This window comes from Ralstonia pickettii (genome assembly GCF_000607165.1).
Taxonomy (GTDB): Bacteria; Pseudomonadota; Gammaproteobacteria; order Burkholderiales; family Burkholderiaceae; genus Ralstonia; species Ralstonia holmesii.
On sequence record NZ_JFZG01000025.1, the window covers coordinates 56245 to 71506 of the forward strand.

The window sequence follows — 15262 nt, forward strand, 5'->3', positions numbered from 1 at the left end:
CCAATAAGAGCGGTGTCATCGTGGCTCTCCCACGTCGATCAGTGGGTGGGCCTTCAGGTAGTCCAGCGCGTACTCCAGTTCCCCAGGGGCCTCGGCGTGCAGCGTGAACAGCGGCATGCCCCGTTCGACCCGATCGCCAAGCCTGACCTGCAATTCCAGCCCTGCAGTGGGCGCTTTTGGCGCGCCGGCCAGCTTGGCTACACGCGCCAGCCTACGGCTGTCGATAGCGCGCACCAAGCCGTCACGCTGCGCCAGTACGGGTTCGTGCAGTGGCGACAGCGCCGGCTCGCGCAAGCCTCCCTGCGCTTCGCAGATCGCCTGAAACTTGGCCCACGCGGTGCCGCTGTCGAGCAGGTGGCCTGCGGTCGACGCGCCGTCCCCCGGTGCGCTGTGCCCACAGAACTCCAGCAGGCGACCAGCGAGCCCGATGGCACGCATGCGCAAGTCTGACGGCGCGCGCGCCGCACCCCGCAGGACGGCGAGCACGTCGAGGGCTTCCAGCGCCGGTCCGATGCCACGCCCGACCGGCTGCATGCCGACCGTACGTACCACTTGCAGGTGCAGGCCGCACGCCTGCGCGACCTGCTCCAGCAGCAATTTCAGGCACTGGTAGTCCGCGTCGCTGCGCACCTTGGCCGTCGGGCCAACCGGCACGTCGATGACCGCGTGGGTGGCGCCGGCCGCGATCTTCTTCGACAGTACCGACGCGACGAGCTGTGCATCGCTGTCCAGATCGAGCGGTCGCTCGACCCGGATTAGGATGTCGTCAGCCGGACTGAGCGCCAAGGCGCCACCCCACACGACGCATCCGCCTTCGCGCTCGACGACGCGGCGCATGCGCGCGACGTCCAGTGCTACAGGTGTCATCGTCTCCATCACGTCGGCGGTGCCGGCAGGCGAGGTGATCGCCCGCGACGAGGTCTTGGGCATCGTGAGCCCGGCCGCCGCGACGATCGCGACAACGATGGGCGTCGTGCGATTGCCCGGCAACCCACCAACACAGTGCTTGTCGGCAATCGGCGAGCGCCCCCAGTCAATGTGCTCGCCGGCGGCGACCATCGCCCGTGTCAGGTCGATGGTTTCTTGCAGGCTCATCCGGCCGCCGGCGCACGCGCTCAGGAACGCTGCGATGTGGGTGTCCGGGTAGCGGCCGGCGGCTACGTCCTCGACAATCGAGTCCAGCGCGGGTCCGTCGAGTTGGTGCCCATAGACCTTCGCGCGTACGTGGCTCATCGAATCCAGTACCGGCGCGTGCAAGACTTCAACGCGGTCACCCGGCACGGGCGCAAGCGCGCGCCAAGCGCTCTTGGACAGACCCGCCTCGCCCAGCACAAGCAGCGGCGGGTCGACAACGTTCAGCGTTGCGATGATTGAGCGGCCGTTAACCCGCAGCAGGACGCGCGCCTGCGCTTCGAAGCCTTCGGAGCGGCAGACATGGCAGTCGCGGTGCATATAGACAACATATTCCTGCTGCGTCTCAATGCCCATGGGTCGTACTGTGAGGGAGGTGTCGAGGTGCGCCCTCATGTGGTGATCTCCACGTGCTGGCCCAGCATGGGTACGCTGGCGGACCACCTCAATTCCCGCTCGATGCGCTGACGCATCGCGTCGGCCGGTCCAGGTTCTCCGTGAGTCACAAACACCGAGCGTGGTGCAACCGGTGCGCTGCGCAGCCACTCGATGATCTGCCGTGCATCGGCGTGCGCCGACATGCCTTGCAGCGAGATGACTTCGGCCCGCACGGCGACGTCTTCCCCGTGAATGCGCAGGCTGCGCTCCCCGGCCTGCAGACGGGCACCGCGTGTGCCGCCAGCCTGGTACCCGACGAGGATGATCGCGTTGCGCCTGTCCGGCGCCAGATTCTTCAGGTGGTGCAGCACCCGCCCGCCAGTGGCCATGCCGCTTGCGGAGATGATGACCGCTGGGAACGTCAGGCGGGCCAGCGCGCGCGACTCCTCAGGAGTACGGACCATGCGCGCGGCCTTGTACATGCCCATGCAGTCTTCGAGCGACAGCTTGTGCTCCGCGTGGTGGCGATGGTAGATCTCAGTGGCGTCGACCGCCATTGGACTGTCGAGAAACACGGGCAGGTCCGGGATCGCACCTTGCCGCTTGAGCCGGTGGATCAGGTACAAGAGTAGCTGCGCCCGGCCGACCGCGAAGGCAGGAATGACGACCATGCCACCGCGTGCCGCCGTCCGCGTGATCGCCTCGCCGAGCGCGGCTTCGGCCTGCGCTTCGGGTTCGTGCAGGCGGTCGCCGTAGGTCGATTCGACAACGATGTGATCGGCCTTGTGGATCGGGGTAGCTGGGCGCATCACCAAGTCATCCGAGCGCCCGATGTCGCCCGAGAAGAGCACGGTGGTGCTGCCTGCGGTGAGCTCGACCGATGCAGCGCCCAGGATGTGACCGGCGGGCCGCAGGTTCACCGACAGGCCCTCAGCGATCTCCACGCTGTCATCGAAGCGCACCGGCTTCAGATGTTCCAGCGCCTGGCGTGCGTCGTCCTCTGTGTACAGCGGCAGCGCTGGAGCATGCTTGGACGTGTGATGCCGGTTAGCGTAGGCCGCGTCCTCCTCCTGAATGCGGCCGCTGTCTGGTAGCAGCAACTGGCACAGCTCGATTGAGGAGCGCGTTGCCAGAATCGGCCCACGGAATCCCTCTCTGACCAGCAGCGGTAGCGCACCCGAATGATCCAGGTGCGCATGCGTGAGCACCACCGCGTCGATGCCGGCAGGATCGAATGGCAGCGGCTCCCAGTTCATCAGCCGCAATTGCTTGTATCCCTGGAAGAGGCCGCAATCCACCAGCAGACGCTTCCCCTGGTGTTCCACCAGGTACTTCGAACCGGTCACCGTGCCGGCCGCACCGAGGAAACTGAGCTTCATCGGCCTCACCTTGTCATGCGTGATATTGGCGGTCGGTCTGGGTGCCGCCGAAGTGCGGAATGAAGCGCGGCGTGCGGGCCGCGTAGGCCTTCCATTCGTCACCGAAATCACGCTCCGCCCACTTCTCCTCGTTGATCGACAGGCGCACGTACATGAATACCAGGATCGGGAACATGACCACCGTGAGGATCGTTGGCCACTGCAGCAGGAAACCGAACATGATCAGTACGAAGCCCACATACTGCGGGTGCCGGATGCGCGCGTAGGCGCCGGCCGTGGCCAGCGTGTGGCGGCGCTGGCAGTGGTACAGCACGCGCCAAGCCGCGGAGAGCAGCCAGAATCCGCCCCCGATGAACAGGGCGCTTAGCAGGTGGAACGGCCCGAAGTGCGGGTTGGCGCGCCAGCCGAACATCAGCTCCAGTAAGTGTCCAGCGTCGTGCGACATGAAGTTCACGCCCGGGAACTTCGAGCTCAGCCAACCCGACAGCAGGTAGATCGTCAGCGGAAACCCGTACATCTCAGTGAACAGCGCCACCAGGAAGGCCGAGAAGGCGCCGAACGAGCGCCAGTCGCGCGAGCTTTGCGGCTTGGCAAAACTGAATGCAAAGATGATGAAGACCAGGGAATTGATGACCACCAGCGACCACAGGCCGTAGGCAGGGGTGGATGTGGACTGATCCATGGAGTGCTCCTCGGGAAGTCCTTAGTGGTGATGATGCGAGACGTTCTGGGTCGGCGACTGAGGGGCCTTCACCGTGGATGAGGCGCGGCCCTCCTCGGAATCGTGCGCATCCTCCTCGTGTCCGACGTGGTTCCCGTGTCCGTGGAACAGATGTAGCAATGGGCACGCGAGCAGTAGCAGGAAGGGCAGCCACCCGAACAGGTGCGCTCGGTGCTCGGTGAACAGGAAGAACAGCGCGATCAGGGCAAAGCCCACAAAAACCGGGCCGGAACCGACGCGACCGGCCTGCCTGCGCCGCGTGGCGATATGACCGTTGGTCATGAGGACTCCTTTGGCAAGTTGGGATGATGGGCGAAGCGGCTCTGCTCGCCATGTCTCAAGATTGGCACCGGCAAGCAGGGGAGAGCGATGAGCAGTGGCAGCAACTGCGGCAAGCGCGCCGGCTGCACTCGGGTTGTCCAGCGATGAAGGGGGCGGCGGTGGAGGGGCATGGCATCCGCTTGCGCAATTCGATTGTGATGAATTCAGCCTAGGCCCGGGCACCGACGCCTAATTGATGTGGGTCAAGCGCTGACGCTGCGTTGCCCCGTATTTCAAGTCATCAGGGTTTTCAGGCCCGCCAGCGCGGCTACCGGATCAGCGACGCCGTGATAGATCGCCGGAATCTGCTTCTCCAGGCCGAGCAGTCCGTAGACGGCGTGCATTGCGCCGCGCACCGAATACTCCACGGTGAACACCACGTCCTGCGGAATCTCAACGTACTGTCCCAGCAAGGCGAAATTAGTCGCGCCATGCGGGATGACCAGCGGCCGATCGGACGGCTCGCGGCGCTCGAACTCGCTCGTGATGTACGGCATCATCACCGGGATCACGGTGGTCGTTTTCCGCACCTCGTCTAGGATGTCCTCGAAGCGCAGGTGGTGCATCAACTCGGTCAGGATCTCTTGGCCGGTCGCCTGCGCCATGGTCTTGTCGATGTAGTCGCCCTTGTTGTCCACGAAGAGGCCATAGCCCCAGAGTGTGTAGACGTCCTCGGGCTGTCCGATGAAGTGCGGTGCGTGGGGCACGACGATCGACATCAGCCAGCTCGAATCCTTGAAAGTCATCAGCCCGCCCGTGCCGGGGGCGTTGCCGGTGAAATCCTCGATTCGCCGCACCAGCAAAGGGCTGCGCATCGTCAGCGTGAACGACTCCCACTTACTTTCGTCCACGTTGCCGCAGAATGCGTTGGGCCGGCCGAGACCCGGTACCTTGCGCGCCATCGCCTCCCACAAGGTCCAGGCACCGTCTCGCTTGTCGCGAATGAGCTTGGGCGCGTTGTGGTCGTCGCCGTAGGTCGCATCGGCGGTCATGGAGCCGATCGTGAAAAGGGTGAGATCGTCATCGCCTACGCTGTAGGTCTCAGGCAGCCCGTCACGCACCGCGTGCAGCCGCTCCACGCGCCGGTTGTCGCCGCTCTGAATGAAGTCGACGTCGACGATTCTGGTGCCGTACTCGAACACGACACCGTGCTGCTTGAGCCACTGCTCCATCGGCCGAACGATGGCGTCGTACTGGTTCAGCGGCGTGCGCCGCACGCCGGCAAGTGTGTGGATACGCGGAAATTCCTGGAGGAAGCGCAGCATATAGCGCTTGAGTTCGATCGCGCTGTGCCAGTTCTGAAACGCAAAAGTTGTACGCCACATCGCCCAGAAGTTGGTCTCGAAGAAGTGCGGTGAGAAGCAGTCCTCGATACGCAGGGTATGCAGCAGTCGCTCGGGCGTGACGAGCAGGCGCATGATTTCCAGGCGGTCCTGCAGGTCGAAGCCCAGGTTGCTGGCGTCGAGGATGCGCCGCTCTCTATCGATTAGCCTGGCACGTGCGTCCGAGCGCCACTCGGCGTTGAATGCCCAGGCTTGTTGCTTGACGCTGGTTTGCGGATCATCAAGCGTCGGAATGCTGTCCAGCACGTCCCAAAGACAGACGTACGTCTCCTCGGTAAACATGCGTCCACCGCGGGTCACATAACCCTTGTCAGGGTCGCCTGACCCATCGAGCGCTCCGCCTGCAACCCGCTGCTCTTCAACGATGCGGATGTTCGAGCCTTTGAAGCCGCCGTCACGGATCAGCAGCACGGCCGCCGACAGTGACCCGATGCCGCCGCCGACCAGGTAGGCCTTCCGGCTTTCATTATTCGCTGCTTGGCTCATGGACTTGTCACGTGATTAGTGTTGGTGTTTGACGGAATGCGCATACGACGTATCGCGGCACCAGCCAAGCCCTACGCGTTCAAAGCCGCGATGCTGGCGTGTCGGTCTTGCGCGGAAGCTTCTTCAATGTTGACGACAGCGACGGTGGCCGTTCATCAGACCCATTCTAGGTACGCTCCAGGCCGGCCTTTTGCGCTAGCTCAAGGGGCTGGCCTATGTAATCGACATGTAATGAGGGCGCGAGGAAATCGCGATGGCATTCGCCATGCACGGGACACTGGCGCTTTGGACAGCGGACAGCTCGGGGAGGCGTAATCGTGGGACCGAGATCCAAGCAGAAGCTACAGGAGGCTGCAATTGCGCCTGACTCGGGCCTCGTTTTGGATGGCGCGCAGTACAAGTGGCTGCGCTGTTTGCCCGAAAGGCGTACACCTTGGGTACGCTAGTGTGAATGCGCGCTCGTCGGCCGGCGTTCGATCAAGCCAGGGCTTCAGCGTTTTCGGCGGGGTGGGGCAATCGGATGGAGAAACGAGTGCGTCCGTCGACGCGGGCCACGGCAATGGTGCCGCCGTGTGCCACAACAATCGCCTTGGTGATGGCCAGTCCGAGGCCGGAGCTTTCAGACTCAGGTCGTGCGCGCGACTTATCCGCCCGGAAGAAGCGCTCAAAGATGAGCGGTAGGAGATGCGGGGCAATCTCGTTACCGTCGTTGTCTACCGAGATCACGACGCCTTCGCGCTCAGCGCTGACCGAGACGGTCACGTGGCCGCGTCGCGGTGTATAGCGAATCGCGTTGGATAGCAAATTGCTCAACGCGCGGCGCAGCATAAGACGGTCACCCATGACGTGGCCATCCCCACGTAATTCGAGCTGAACGCCCTTGTCTTCGGCGAGCGCGTCATAGAACTCAAACAACGCGCGGATCTCGTCGGCGACGCGAATGTTCTCAGCGCTCGGCAAGGTCAGGCTGTGCTCCATCTTGGCGAGATACAGCATGTCGGACACCATGCGTGCCAGGCGTTGGAGTTCTTCGGCATTGGACGTCAGCACATCCCGGTACTTGGTGCCTTCGCGGGGCTGCGAGAGCACAACTTCCGTCTGTGTGAGCAGGTTGGTGATGGGCGTGCGCAGTTCGTGTGCAATGTCGGTCGAGAAGTCCGAAAGCCGGCGGAAGTCGTTCTGTAGCCGCTCCAGCATGGCGTTCAGGGTGGCGGCCAGATCGGCCACTTCTTCTGGAACGGTTTCAACCGGCATGCGCTCGTCAAGCTTGTCGGCCGTCACTATGCGCGCTCGCGAAGCCATCGTGCGCAGTGGCGCCAGTCCTCGGCGTGCAGCCCACCATCCGAACAAGCCAGAGGCCAGTACTGCTACCGCGATGTAGAAGGTCAACGTACCGCGGAACGTATGGAGAAAATGGGCATGGATGTCGGTGTTGATGCCCAACAGGATGTCCAGGACGCCCGATGAACCATCATGCAGCGGGATGACCGCGTGCATGCCCCGATACTGCTGGCCGCCTTGCTCCCAGACTAGGGCGTCGGCGTTACGACGTCGCTGCGCCAAAGCTTGCGCCGCAGCCTGGAAATCAAAGTCCTGAGTCTCATACAGGATGTGTCGATCCGGACCTTGGATGCGGGCAACGAGATCGGTGCGATGTTGCAGCGCTTCACGGATGCGTTCTGGCACCTGCGGGGCCGGGCTCGACTCGACGATCTTCTGGATGACGCTGACGTTCTCACGCAGCGCGGTGTAGTCCTCAACCGCGAAGTGCTGATCCATCGCCAGCGCAATCACAATGCCCAGTCCCAGCAGGACGGCGGCTGAGCACAGCGAGAAGTACGCGGTCAGCCGTGTAGTCAGCGAGAATTGCCCCATCAAGCCGCTTCCTCGGGGTCTTCGAGCACATAGCCCATGCCGCGCACCGTGTGGATCAGCTTGGGCTCGAAGTCGTCGTCGATCTTCGCGCGCAGGCGCCGAATGGCGACGTCGATCACGTTGGTATCGCTATCGAAGTTCATGTCCCAGACTTGGGAGGCGATCAGCGAGCGCGGCAGAACCTCGCCACTGCGGCGCGCGAGCAGCTCAAGCAGGGAGAACTCCTTGCTTGTGAGCGGAATTTTTTGTCCACCTCGTGACGCACGGCGACGGGCCAGATCCAAGACGAGATCGGCCACCTGGATGCGATCGGCCGCGACGGCGCCGGTTCCGCGGCGCAACAGCGTGCGTACCCGAGCCAACAGCTCGGCAAACGCGAATGGCTTGACGAGATAGTCATCGGCGCCCATCTCCAGCCCCTTGACGCGATCCGCGACGCTATCGCGCGCTGTCAGAAACAGCACCGGCACTGTCTGTTCTGATGCCCGCAAGGACTGGACGATCTGCCAGCCATCGACATCGGGCAGCATCACGTCGAGCACCAGGAGGTCGTAGTCGCCGGTCATGGCCAGGTGCAGGCCGTCGATGCCGCTGCGGGCCAGATCCACCACGAAGCCGGCTTCCGTGAGGCCTTGTTGAAGGTATTCCCCCGTTTTGGGTTCGTCCTCGACGACTAATAGCTTCATAGCGCGCCCAAATCACTTTTTGTTGCGGATACGTGGGCTGTAGAGTACCGCGCTGCAGGCAAGATCACACGAACATGACCGATTTGTAATGTTTCGGTCAGGTGCGGGTAGCCTAGTGCTGGGTAGTCTGCACGCAGCTTTCAGCGTCGAACATTACGTAAGGAACATTCGATCATGCGCAGCAATCGTGCATCCGGCCTCCTACTACCGAACCTGCCACGTCGCCGGTTTGTGCAAGGTTTGGCCGCCGGCGGAGTGATTGCCGGTCTGGGGCTGGGTGGCTTCACTTCATCGCTGGCGGCACAGGCCTCGTCCACCGCGTTGGGTACCGCTCCGGTGCTGCGCGGCACCGAATTCGACCTGGTGATCGACGAGACGCCGGTCAACTACACCGGCAAGCCAGCAATGGCGACCACGATCAATGGCATGCTGCCTGGCCCCACGCTACGCTGGCGCGAGGGCGACACTGTCACCCTGCGTGTTACCAATCGCCTGCGGGCGCCGACATCGATCCACTGGCACGGCATCATCCTGCCGTTCGAGATGGACGGCGTGCCCGGTATCAGTTTCCATGGCATCCCGCCCGGTGAGACCTTCACGTATCGGTTCAAGGTCCAGCAAAGCGGCAGTTACTGGTATCACTCGCACTCGGGCTTCCAGGAGATGACCGGCGTGTACGGCGGCCTCATCATCGACGCTGCCGATGGAGACCCAATCCGCGCCGATCGCGACCATACCGTCCTGCTGTCGGACTGGACCGACGAAGACCCCATGCGGGTCCTCTCCAAGCTCAAAACGCAGAGCGATTACTACAACTACCATCGGCCCACGGTGGTGGACTTCTTCCGTGACGTCTCCAACGACGGCTGGAAGGCGGCCATGGACAAGCGCTCCATGTGGAACCAGATGCGCATGAGCCCGACGGATCTGGCAGACCTCTCCGCTGCTACGCTCACGTATCTGACCAATGGCGTTACCCCTGCCGGTAACTGGACGGGGTTGTTCTCGCCGGGCGAGACGGTGCGGTTGCGCTTTATCAACGGGTCAGGCAACACCTTCTACGACGTCCGCATTCCCGGGTTGAAGCTCAAGGTTGTGCAGGTCGACGGACAAAACATCGAACCGGTCACGGTGGACGAGTTTCGCTTCGGCCCCGGCGAAACGTGCGATGTGCTCGTGTCACCTAAGGACGACGCCTACACCATCTTCTCGCAGTCGATGGACCGGTCCGGATACGCACGCGGCACGCTGGCAGTTCGCCAAGGTTTGCAGGCGGCAGTTCCCGCGCTCGACAAGGTCGAGTGGCTGTCCATGGCGGACATGATGGGAGACATGGGCGGCATGGGCGGCATGGACCATGGCGGCATGCAGATGATGGGCGACAGCGGCGGCATGACCATGATGGACTCCGGTGAGATGACCATGATGGACCATGGTCAGCACGCGGAGGCTGCTGGCGCAGCGGACAGCTTGAAGGTGCCAAGCAAGAAAGCCCGGCACGCACGTACGGAATACGGCCCGAGTACGGACATGCGTGTTGACACGGCCCGTACCAATCTTGATGACCCGGGGATTGGGCTGCGCAACAACGGGCGACGCGTTCTCGTGCTCGCCGACATGCACACCATCGGCGGCCCCATGGACAAGCGCGGCCCGCAACGCGAAGTGGAACTGCACCTCACGGGCAACATGGAACGCTACACGTGGTCATTTGACGGCGTGGAGTTCGGCAAGTCGACGCCGGTGCATTTCCGCTACGGCGAACGGCTGCGTGTCATCCTTCACAACGACACGATGATGACGCACCCGATGCACCTGCACGGCATGTGGAGTGAGTTGGAAGCGCCAGACGGCACGTTCCAGGCGCGTCGACACACAATCCCGGTCCAGCCTGCCCAACGGATCAGCTTTCTTGTCACGGCGGATGCACTCGGCCGCTGGGCGTGGCACTGCCATTTGATGCTGCACATGGATGCGGGCATGTTCCGCGAAGTGGTGGTGGCCTGATGCTCGACTTTCACAACAGACCGATCATGCGCAAGCACGCAAAGGCACTATTGACGGTAGCGCTGGCCATCGCCGGTATCGGTGCCGCGTCGGCCCAGGACATCCAACTGATGAATGGGGAGACCGCGCCAGCATCGCAATCCGAACATCAGGGCATGGACCACGGCTCGATGCAGGGGATGGATCACGGTTCCGCGCAAGGCATGGACCATGGCAGTATGAAGATGCAAGGCGGCTCGGCACCGGCGGACGCCCGCGACCCTGACGCCTATTCGGGCGGCTACCAACTGGGCAGCGGCAAGTACGCGCTGGGTGACCCCCGCCACGCCATGATGATGGCGGACGAACACAACTTCGGATCGGTGCTGGTGGACCGGTTGGAGTGGGTGCACGGCAGCGATGCCAATGCAACGGCCTACGAGCTGCAGGCCCGTTTCGGCAGCGTGTATAACAAGGCTGTCCTCAAAGCTGAGGGCGACGTCTCGAAAGGACGCTTCGAGGAAGCACGCACCGAGCTTCTTTGGAGCCATGCCGTGGCAACATTCTGGGATACCCAACTCGGGATTCGGAATGACACAGGCTTCGGCCGCCCTGCGCGCAACTGGGCGGCATTCGGGGTGCAAGGCTTGGCCCCGTACTGGTTTGATGTCGAAGCGACGGCCTATGTCGGAAACAGCGGCCGCACGGCATTGCGCCTGTCCGGTGATTACGAACTGCTGCTGACGCAGCGGCTGATTCTGCAGCCGCGCATCGAAGCCAACTTCTACGGCAAGCGGGACCCAGATCTCGCCATTGGTAGCGGGCTGTCCAACGCGACGGTCGGCGTGCGCCTGCGCTATGAGTTCAGCCGTCAGTTTGCCCCCTATATCGGTATTGAGCGCAGCCAAGCATTTGGCAGTACAGCCAACATGATTGAGGCAGCCGGTGGGCGCCGTGGCGACACGCGCTTTGTGGCCGGTGTGCGCCTCTGGTTCTAATTTTCTCCTCCCAACCTCCCCAACAAAAAAGGCGCCCTATGTTCACCTCTCGTTTTGCTACCAAGGCCATCATCGGCACCTCCATGGCACTTCTGGCATCGGCCGCGTTCGCGCATCCGAAGCTTGTCTCCTCGACGCCAGCAGACAAAGCGGAAGTTGCCGCGCCTGCCAAGATCGAACTGCATTTCTCCGAAACGCTTATGCCGCAATTTTCGGGCGCGAACCTTGTGATGACGGGCATGCCTGGCATGACCGACCATGCTCCGATGAAGGTGGCCACCAAAGTCTCGGGCGGCGAAGATGGCAAGACCATGGTCATTACGCCCACGCAGCCGTTGTCGGCAGGAACGTACCGCGTCGATTGGCGTGCCGTGTCGTCGGACACACACAACGTGAACGGCAACTTCTCGTTCCAAGTGAAGTAAGCCGATGCCAGATGATTGGCTGGTAGTCGCGCTGCGGTTTGCGCTCTACCTCGATTTGATGGTGTTGTTCGGGGTGCCGCTGTTCAGCTTACACGCCATGCGGCCGGATGACCGGACTTCGGCGCTGGCGTGGAAGTACGTCCGCATTGTGGGCTTGGCCGCCGTGCTCGGTATCGGTCTGTCGCTTGTCAGCATGGTGATGATGGCCAAGACGATGACCGGGGCCAGCGAATATGCCGAGCTGACTGCCCACGTCTTCGGCATGATCATGACGGGCACATCGGTCGGTTTGGCATGGACGGCGCGCATCGTGGTCCTATTGGCTGCGCTTGCCCTGATTGCCGCGCTGCGCACACGTCCCGCGCTGCGGTTCGGCGCGTTGGCAGCGCTCGGCGCCGTTGCGCTGGCGACGGTCGCTTGGGCCGGTCACGGTGCGATGGACGACGGTACGCGAGGCGGGCTGCATCTCGCCTCGGACATCGCGCATTTGCTGGCAGCCGGCGCATGGGTCGGAGCATTGTTTGCCTTCGTCGTTCTCTCGAACGGCGCGCGCGGTGCCTCATCCGAAGTCGCCGATTTGCTGGGTCGCGCTTCGAACGGCTTTGCCCACATTGGCACGGTGATCGTCGCCACCCTGGTGCTGACCGGGGCGATCAATTACCTGCTGATCGTCGGCCCCACGGCAGACGGCTTACTGACCACGGCCTACGGTGGCCTATTGGTCGCGAAGCTGGCGTTGTTCGCACTGATGTTGGTTCTAGCTGCGGCCAACCGGTATCGGTTAAGTCCGCGTCTTGCAGGAGCGCTGAAGGATGGCAATCACGCTGAAGCTGTGGCAGCCCTGCGCCAGAGCCTGCTCACTGAGACCTGCCTGGCCATATTGATTCTTGCTCTGGTAGCCTGGCTGGGAGTGCTGTCTCCCGCGGGAACCTGACACCTTCTTGTTCTATGACGCTATGACCACGACCTCGCAAGCCAAACCGCTGTCCCGAACGAGGCGGACTTTTGCACTCGGCCTGGCGCTCCTGCCGGCCATCGCTTTCGCGCAGAAGTCGGCATCGAAACCTGTTGTGGAGGTTTGGAAGACGCCGACCTGCGGCTGCTGCAAAGATTGGCTCACGCATTTGCGCGACAACGGTTTCGATGTTGCCGCGCATGATGTCGAAGACACCGTTGCGGCCAGGAAAAGGGCGCAGATGCCCGAACGCTACGCCTCTTGCCACACGGGCATGGTTCAAGGGTATGCCTTGGAAGGCCATGTTCCAGCGCGTGAGATCAAACGGCTGCTGCGCGAGCGGCCGAAGGCGGTCGGCCTCGCGGTGCCGAGCATGCCGCTTGGCGCACCAGGAATGGATGGGCCTACCTATGGCGGACGGCGCATGGCGTACAACGTGCTGCTCATCGGCGCCGATGGCCAATCTACCGTGTATCAGGCATACGACTGATCGACGGGACACTCAACGGAACCTGCGATGAGTGAGCCAGCAGAAGCGTTCGCACGCGTGGTGAAGTGAGGGGATTCGATGAGAGGAATGTCTCCCACCGATCTGCCGGCCAGTATTCAAACGGCTATGGCGCTGGTTCTCATTGCCTGGATCGGCGTCTTGATCGGCTTTGCGTGGTATTTGCGCCGCAAACACGGTGCTGAGCGACGGTCGGCCGAGCGCAAGAGCCTGCGTGGACATCGGCCGTCAAATAAGCCACGCCGCCGCAAGTGACCTTCGCGATTCAGCTCCTTGGTCGCGCACCATTTCGAGGTTGATTGATTGGCCTTGCTTCGCCATTTTTCAGACGGGGTATGCGCTGATTGCACTTGCTGTGCGCGAGTTTGAAGCGCATGGGATCAAGTCGGAATATTTCCGTCGACCTTCGTGCAAGAAGCACGCCATCTTCCAAACTAGACGACCCGGATGACGTTCTCTGTGCTTAGTTTTTCCGAACCGTTCGGTGATTGGATCCAGTACCGCGTCATAGATCGCAATGAGGTCAGCCTTCGTCACGCGTTCCCAGTCTTCACTCATGGTCTGCCCTATACAGTGCGGTGCGGTACCTAGGCCAAGTAGTAGAGCGGCGACGCTAACAAACCTTGGCAAGATGGTATCGGACTCTCGACTGGGGCAGAAGGCGCAAAGCGGTATCTGGACCCGAAAAGAGCTAGCGCGGATCGCGCTGTGTCGCGTTATGTAGAGAAGTGGAGCTCGTTTCGGCGGTGCGTCAGCTCACTTGAGCGCGGACAACGGGGAATGCCGTTGCTCGGCCGAGCGATACGCCGCTCATATTTGAAAAGGGGGCGTCTTGCGCTTGCGCCGTCCGATTGAGATGTGGATCCACAGGGCGATGCACACCACCATGCCCGCTGACCAGTGCAACACTTCTGCACTTTGACGCACCAGTTCGCCATTGACGTAGTACAACGCATAACCTGTCAGTACCAACGCGATCGTCAGGATGACCAGCATTGCGCCAGCTGTGCGATTGCGCTGTCGCACCCACGCGTTGCGGATGTGCGGGCCCCACAGCATGCCGAACAGATACAAGCTCATCATGGCGGCAGCGCCATGCAGCTTCATGCTCCACGCCAGCGCTAGCGTGCCGGTGTCGCTGCCTTCGTCGAGGAAATGCAGTGCGAGCCAGGCCAAGCCGGTGATGAAGAGCACAGCAAACACGCCATACACCATCCACCGCCGTCGGCGGCTCAGGCGAAACGCGCTCTCGCGCACATGGAGGGGAAAACGCGGAGAAACAGACATGGTCTACGAGGCAGCGAATTAACCGGGCGAGTATACGGTGAACGCCGCACCGTACTGGGCAAGGAGCGGACTCGCGGCGTCGCCGGTGGCCAGCACGATTTTGGTCAGCGCATCGGCCAGCACGCAGGTGGGTGCCCGCACGGTTGCCCCCGCGAGAGCCGGAAGCGCGAGCCGGTCCGCGTTATGAATTCGGGATGGGCTATCGGGGCCTGCGCCAAGCCCGCCAGCACTGGAGGTGGCGAGCGCCGTATTGTCGAGGCGCACGGTTGCAGCGATCCGCGCCGCACTGCGTGGGTCACGTACCTGCACGGTGATCGGGCGGGCACCGTGGTGCCGCAGATCGCCACCTGCGTTGACGACTGCACTGTCTACCGCCAAGCCTCGCATCTTTTCAATTGCGCGATCGACGGCATATCCCTTGGCGATACCGCCCAGGTCCATCCGTGCGAACGTCTGCTTGCAAACGACATCGCCAGCAAAGGCGACAGGAAAACGCGTATCGGCCAGTTGCTCAGGTGTGCCAACCCGGCAATCGAATGCGCGCGCGGATGCGTCGTGCAAGGTGCAGGCCAAGCGCAGTACGGTCAACGTTCTTGGATCAACGCGCAGTCGTGTGCCCGGCACCGCGAGGTTGATCGCTTGCAGCTCGCTGTCTGCAGCATGAAAGCTCAGCAGCGCGTGAACGGCGGCAATCTCGTCGAACGCTGCCGCCACGGCGGCTTCGGCCTCCGGCCCTTCAGCCTGCACGTCGACCAGTGTGCCGAGCAACGGCCGCGCGCGCCT

General features: G+C 62.6%; 15 protein-coding genes. 6 read left to right on the forward strand and 9 right to left on the reverse strand.

Features of this window, described 5'->3' with window-relative positions; translation table 11 throughout:
- Positions 1-15: 15 nt before the first annotated feature.
- The 7 genes from BG83_RS0122410 to BG83_RS0122445 form a co-directional block, all read right to left on the reverse strand.
- Positions 16-1527 (reverse strand): thymidine phosphorylase family protein, encoded by a 1512-nt coding sequence (locus tag BG83_RS0122410; protein ID WP_037032340.1) that lies wholly within the window; start codon positions 1525-1527, stop codon positions 16-18.
- Positions 1524-2888 (reverse strand): MBL fold metallo-hydrolase, encoded by a 1365-nt coding sequence (locus BG83_RS0122415; protein WP_024978837.1) that lies wholly within the window; start codon positions 2886-2888, stop codon positions 1524-1526. Before BG83_RS0122415 ends, BG83_RS0122410 begins: the two co-directional genes overlap by 4 nt.
- A gap of 13 nt (positions 2889-2901) precedes the next feature.
- The gene (locus BG83_RS0122420) at positions 2902-3570 is read right to left on the reverse strand and encodes a methyltransferase family protein (protein ID WP_024978838.1); all 669 of its coding nucleotides are present in this window, start codon (positions 3568-3570) and stop codon (positions 2902-2904) included.
- Between the two features lie 21 nt (positions 3571-3591).
- Complete coding sequence (locus BG83_RS0122425; RefSeq protein ID WP_024978839.1) at positions 3592-3891, reverse strand: DUF2933 domain-containing protein; 300 nt, start codon at positions 3889-3891, stop codon at positions 3592-3594.
- 272 nt (positions 3892-4163) lie between these two features.
- Positions 4164-5759, reverse strand: coding sequence for an oleate hydratase (locus BG83_RS0122435; protein WP_024978841.1), 1596 nt, complete (start codon positions 5757-5759; stop codon positions 4164-4166).
- A 477-nt stretch (positions 5760-6236) separates the two neighbouring features.
- On the reverse strand, positions 6237-7634 hold the full coding sequence (locus BG83_RS0122440) for a heavy metal sensor histidine kinase (protein WP_024978842.1): 1398 nt from the start codon (positions 7632-7634) through the stop codon (positions 6237-6239).
- Positions 7634-8320 (reverse strand): heavy metal response regulator transcription factor, encoded by a 687-nt coding sequence (locus BG83_RS0122445; protein WP_024978843.1) that lies wholly within the window; start codon positions 8318-8320, stop codon positions 7634-7636. Before BG83_RS0122445 ends, BG83_RS0122440 begins: the two co-directional genes overlap by 1 nt.
- 174 nt (positions 8321-8494) lie before the next feature.
- Here BG83_RS0122445 and BG83_RS0122450 point away from each other — a divergent pair, with 174 nt between their 5' ends.
- The 6 genes from BG83_RS0122450 to BG83_RS29435 all read left to right on the forward strand — a co-directional run bounded on the left by BG83_RS0122450 (position 8495) and on the right by BG83_RS29435 (position 13447).
- The gene (locus tag BG83_RS0122450) at positions 8495-10327 is read left to right on the forward strand and encodes a copper resistance system multicopper oxidase (protein WP_024978844.1); all 1833 of its coding nucleotides are present in this window, start codon (positions 8495-8497) and stop codon (positions 10325-10327) included.
- Positions 10327-11304 (forward strand): copper resistance protein B, encoded by a 978-nt coding sequence (locus BG83_RS0122455; RefSeq protein WP_024978845.1) that lies wholly within the window; start codon positions 10327-10329, stop codon positions 11302-11304. The genes BG83_RS0122450 and BG83_RS0122455 overlap by 1 nt, the downstream gene beginning before the upstream one ends.
- A 38-nt stretch (positions 11305-11342) precedes the next feature.
- A complete protein-coding gene (gene copC, locus BG83_RS0122460; protein ID WP_024978846.1) occupies positions 11343-11729 on the forward strand; it encodes a copper homeostasis periplasmic binding protein CopC in 387 nt (128 codons plus the stop codon).
- A 4-nt stretch (positions 11730-11733) separates the two neighbouring features.
- Positions 11734-12663 (forward strand): copper homeostasis membrane protein CopD, encoded by a 930-nt coding sequence (copD, locus tag BG83_RS0122465; protein WP_024978847.1) that lies wholly within the window; start codon positions 11734-11736, stop codon positions 12661-12663.
- 22 nt (positions 12664-12685) lie between these two features.
- On the forward strand, positions 12686-13174 hold the full coding sequence (locus BG83_RS0122470) for a DUF411 domain-containing protein (protein ID WP_024978848.1): 489 nt from the start codon (positions 12686-12688) through the stop codon (positions 13172-13174).
- Positions 13175-13261: 87 nt separating this feature from the next.
- The gene (locus BG83_RS29435) at positions 13262-13447 is read left to right on the forward strand and encodes a hypothetical protein (RefSeq protein WP_152543743.1); all 186 of its coding nucleotides are present in this window, start codon (positions 13262-13264) and stop codon (positions 13445-13447) included.
- A 555-nt stretch (positions 13448-14002) separates the two neighbouring features.
- On the opposite strand, the gene BG83_RS0122480 is transcribed toward BG83_RS29435, so the two are convergent.
- Entirely contained in the window at positions 14003-14479 is a 477-nt protein-coding gene (locus BG83_RS0122480) for a hypothetical protein (protein ID WP_024978849.1), read from the reverse strand.
- An 18-nt stretch (positions 14480-14497) separates the two neighbouring features.
- Complete coding sequence (locus BG83_RS0122485; protein WP_235193246.1) at positions 14498-15193, reverse strand: FAD:protein FMN transferase; 696 nt, start codon at positions 15191-15193, stop codon at positions 14498-14500.
- Positions 15194-15262: the final 69 nt, after the last annotated feature.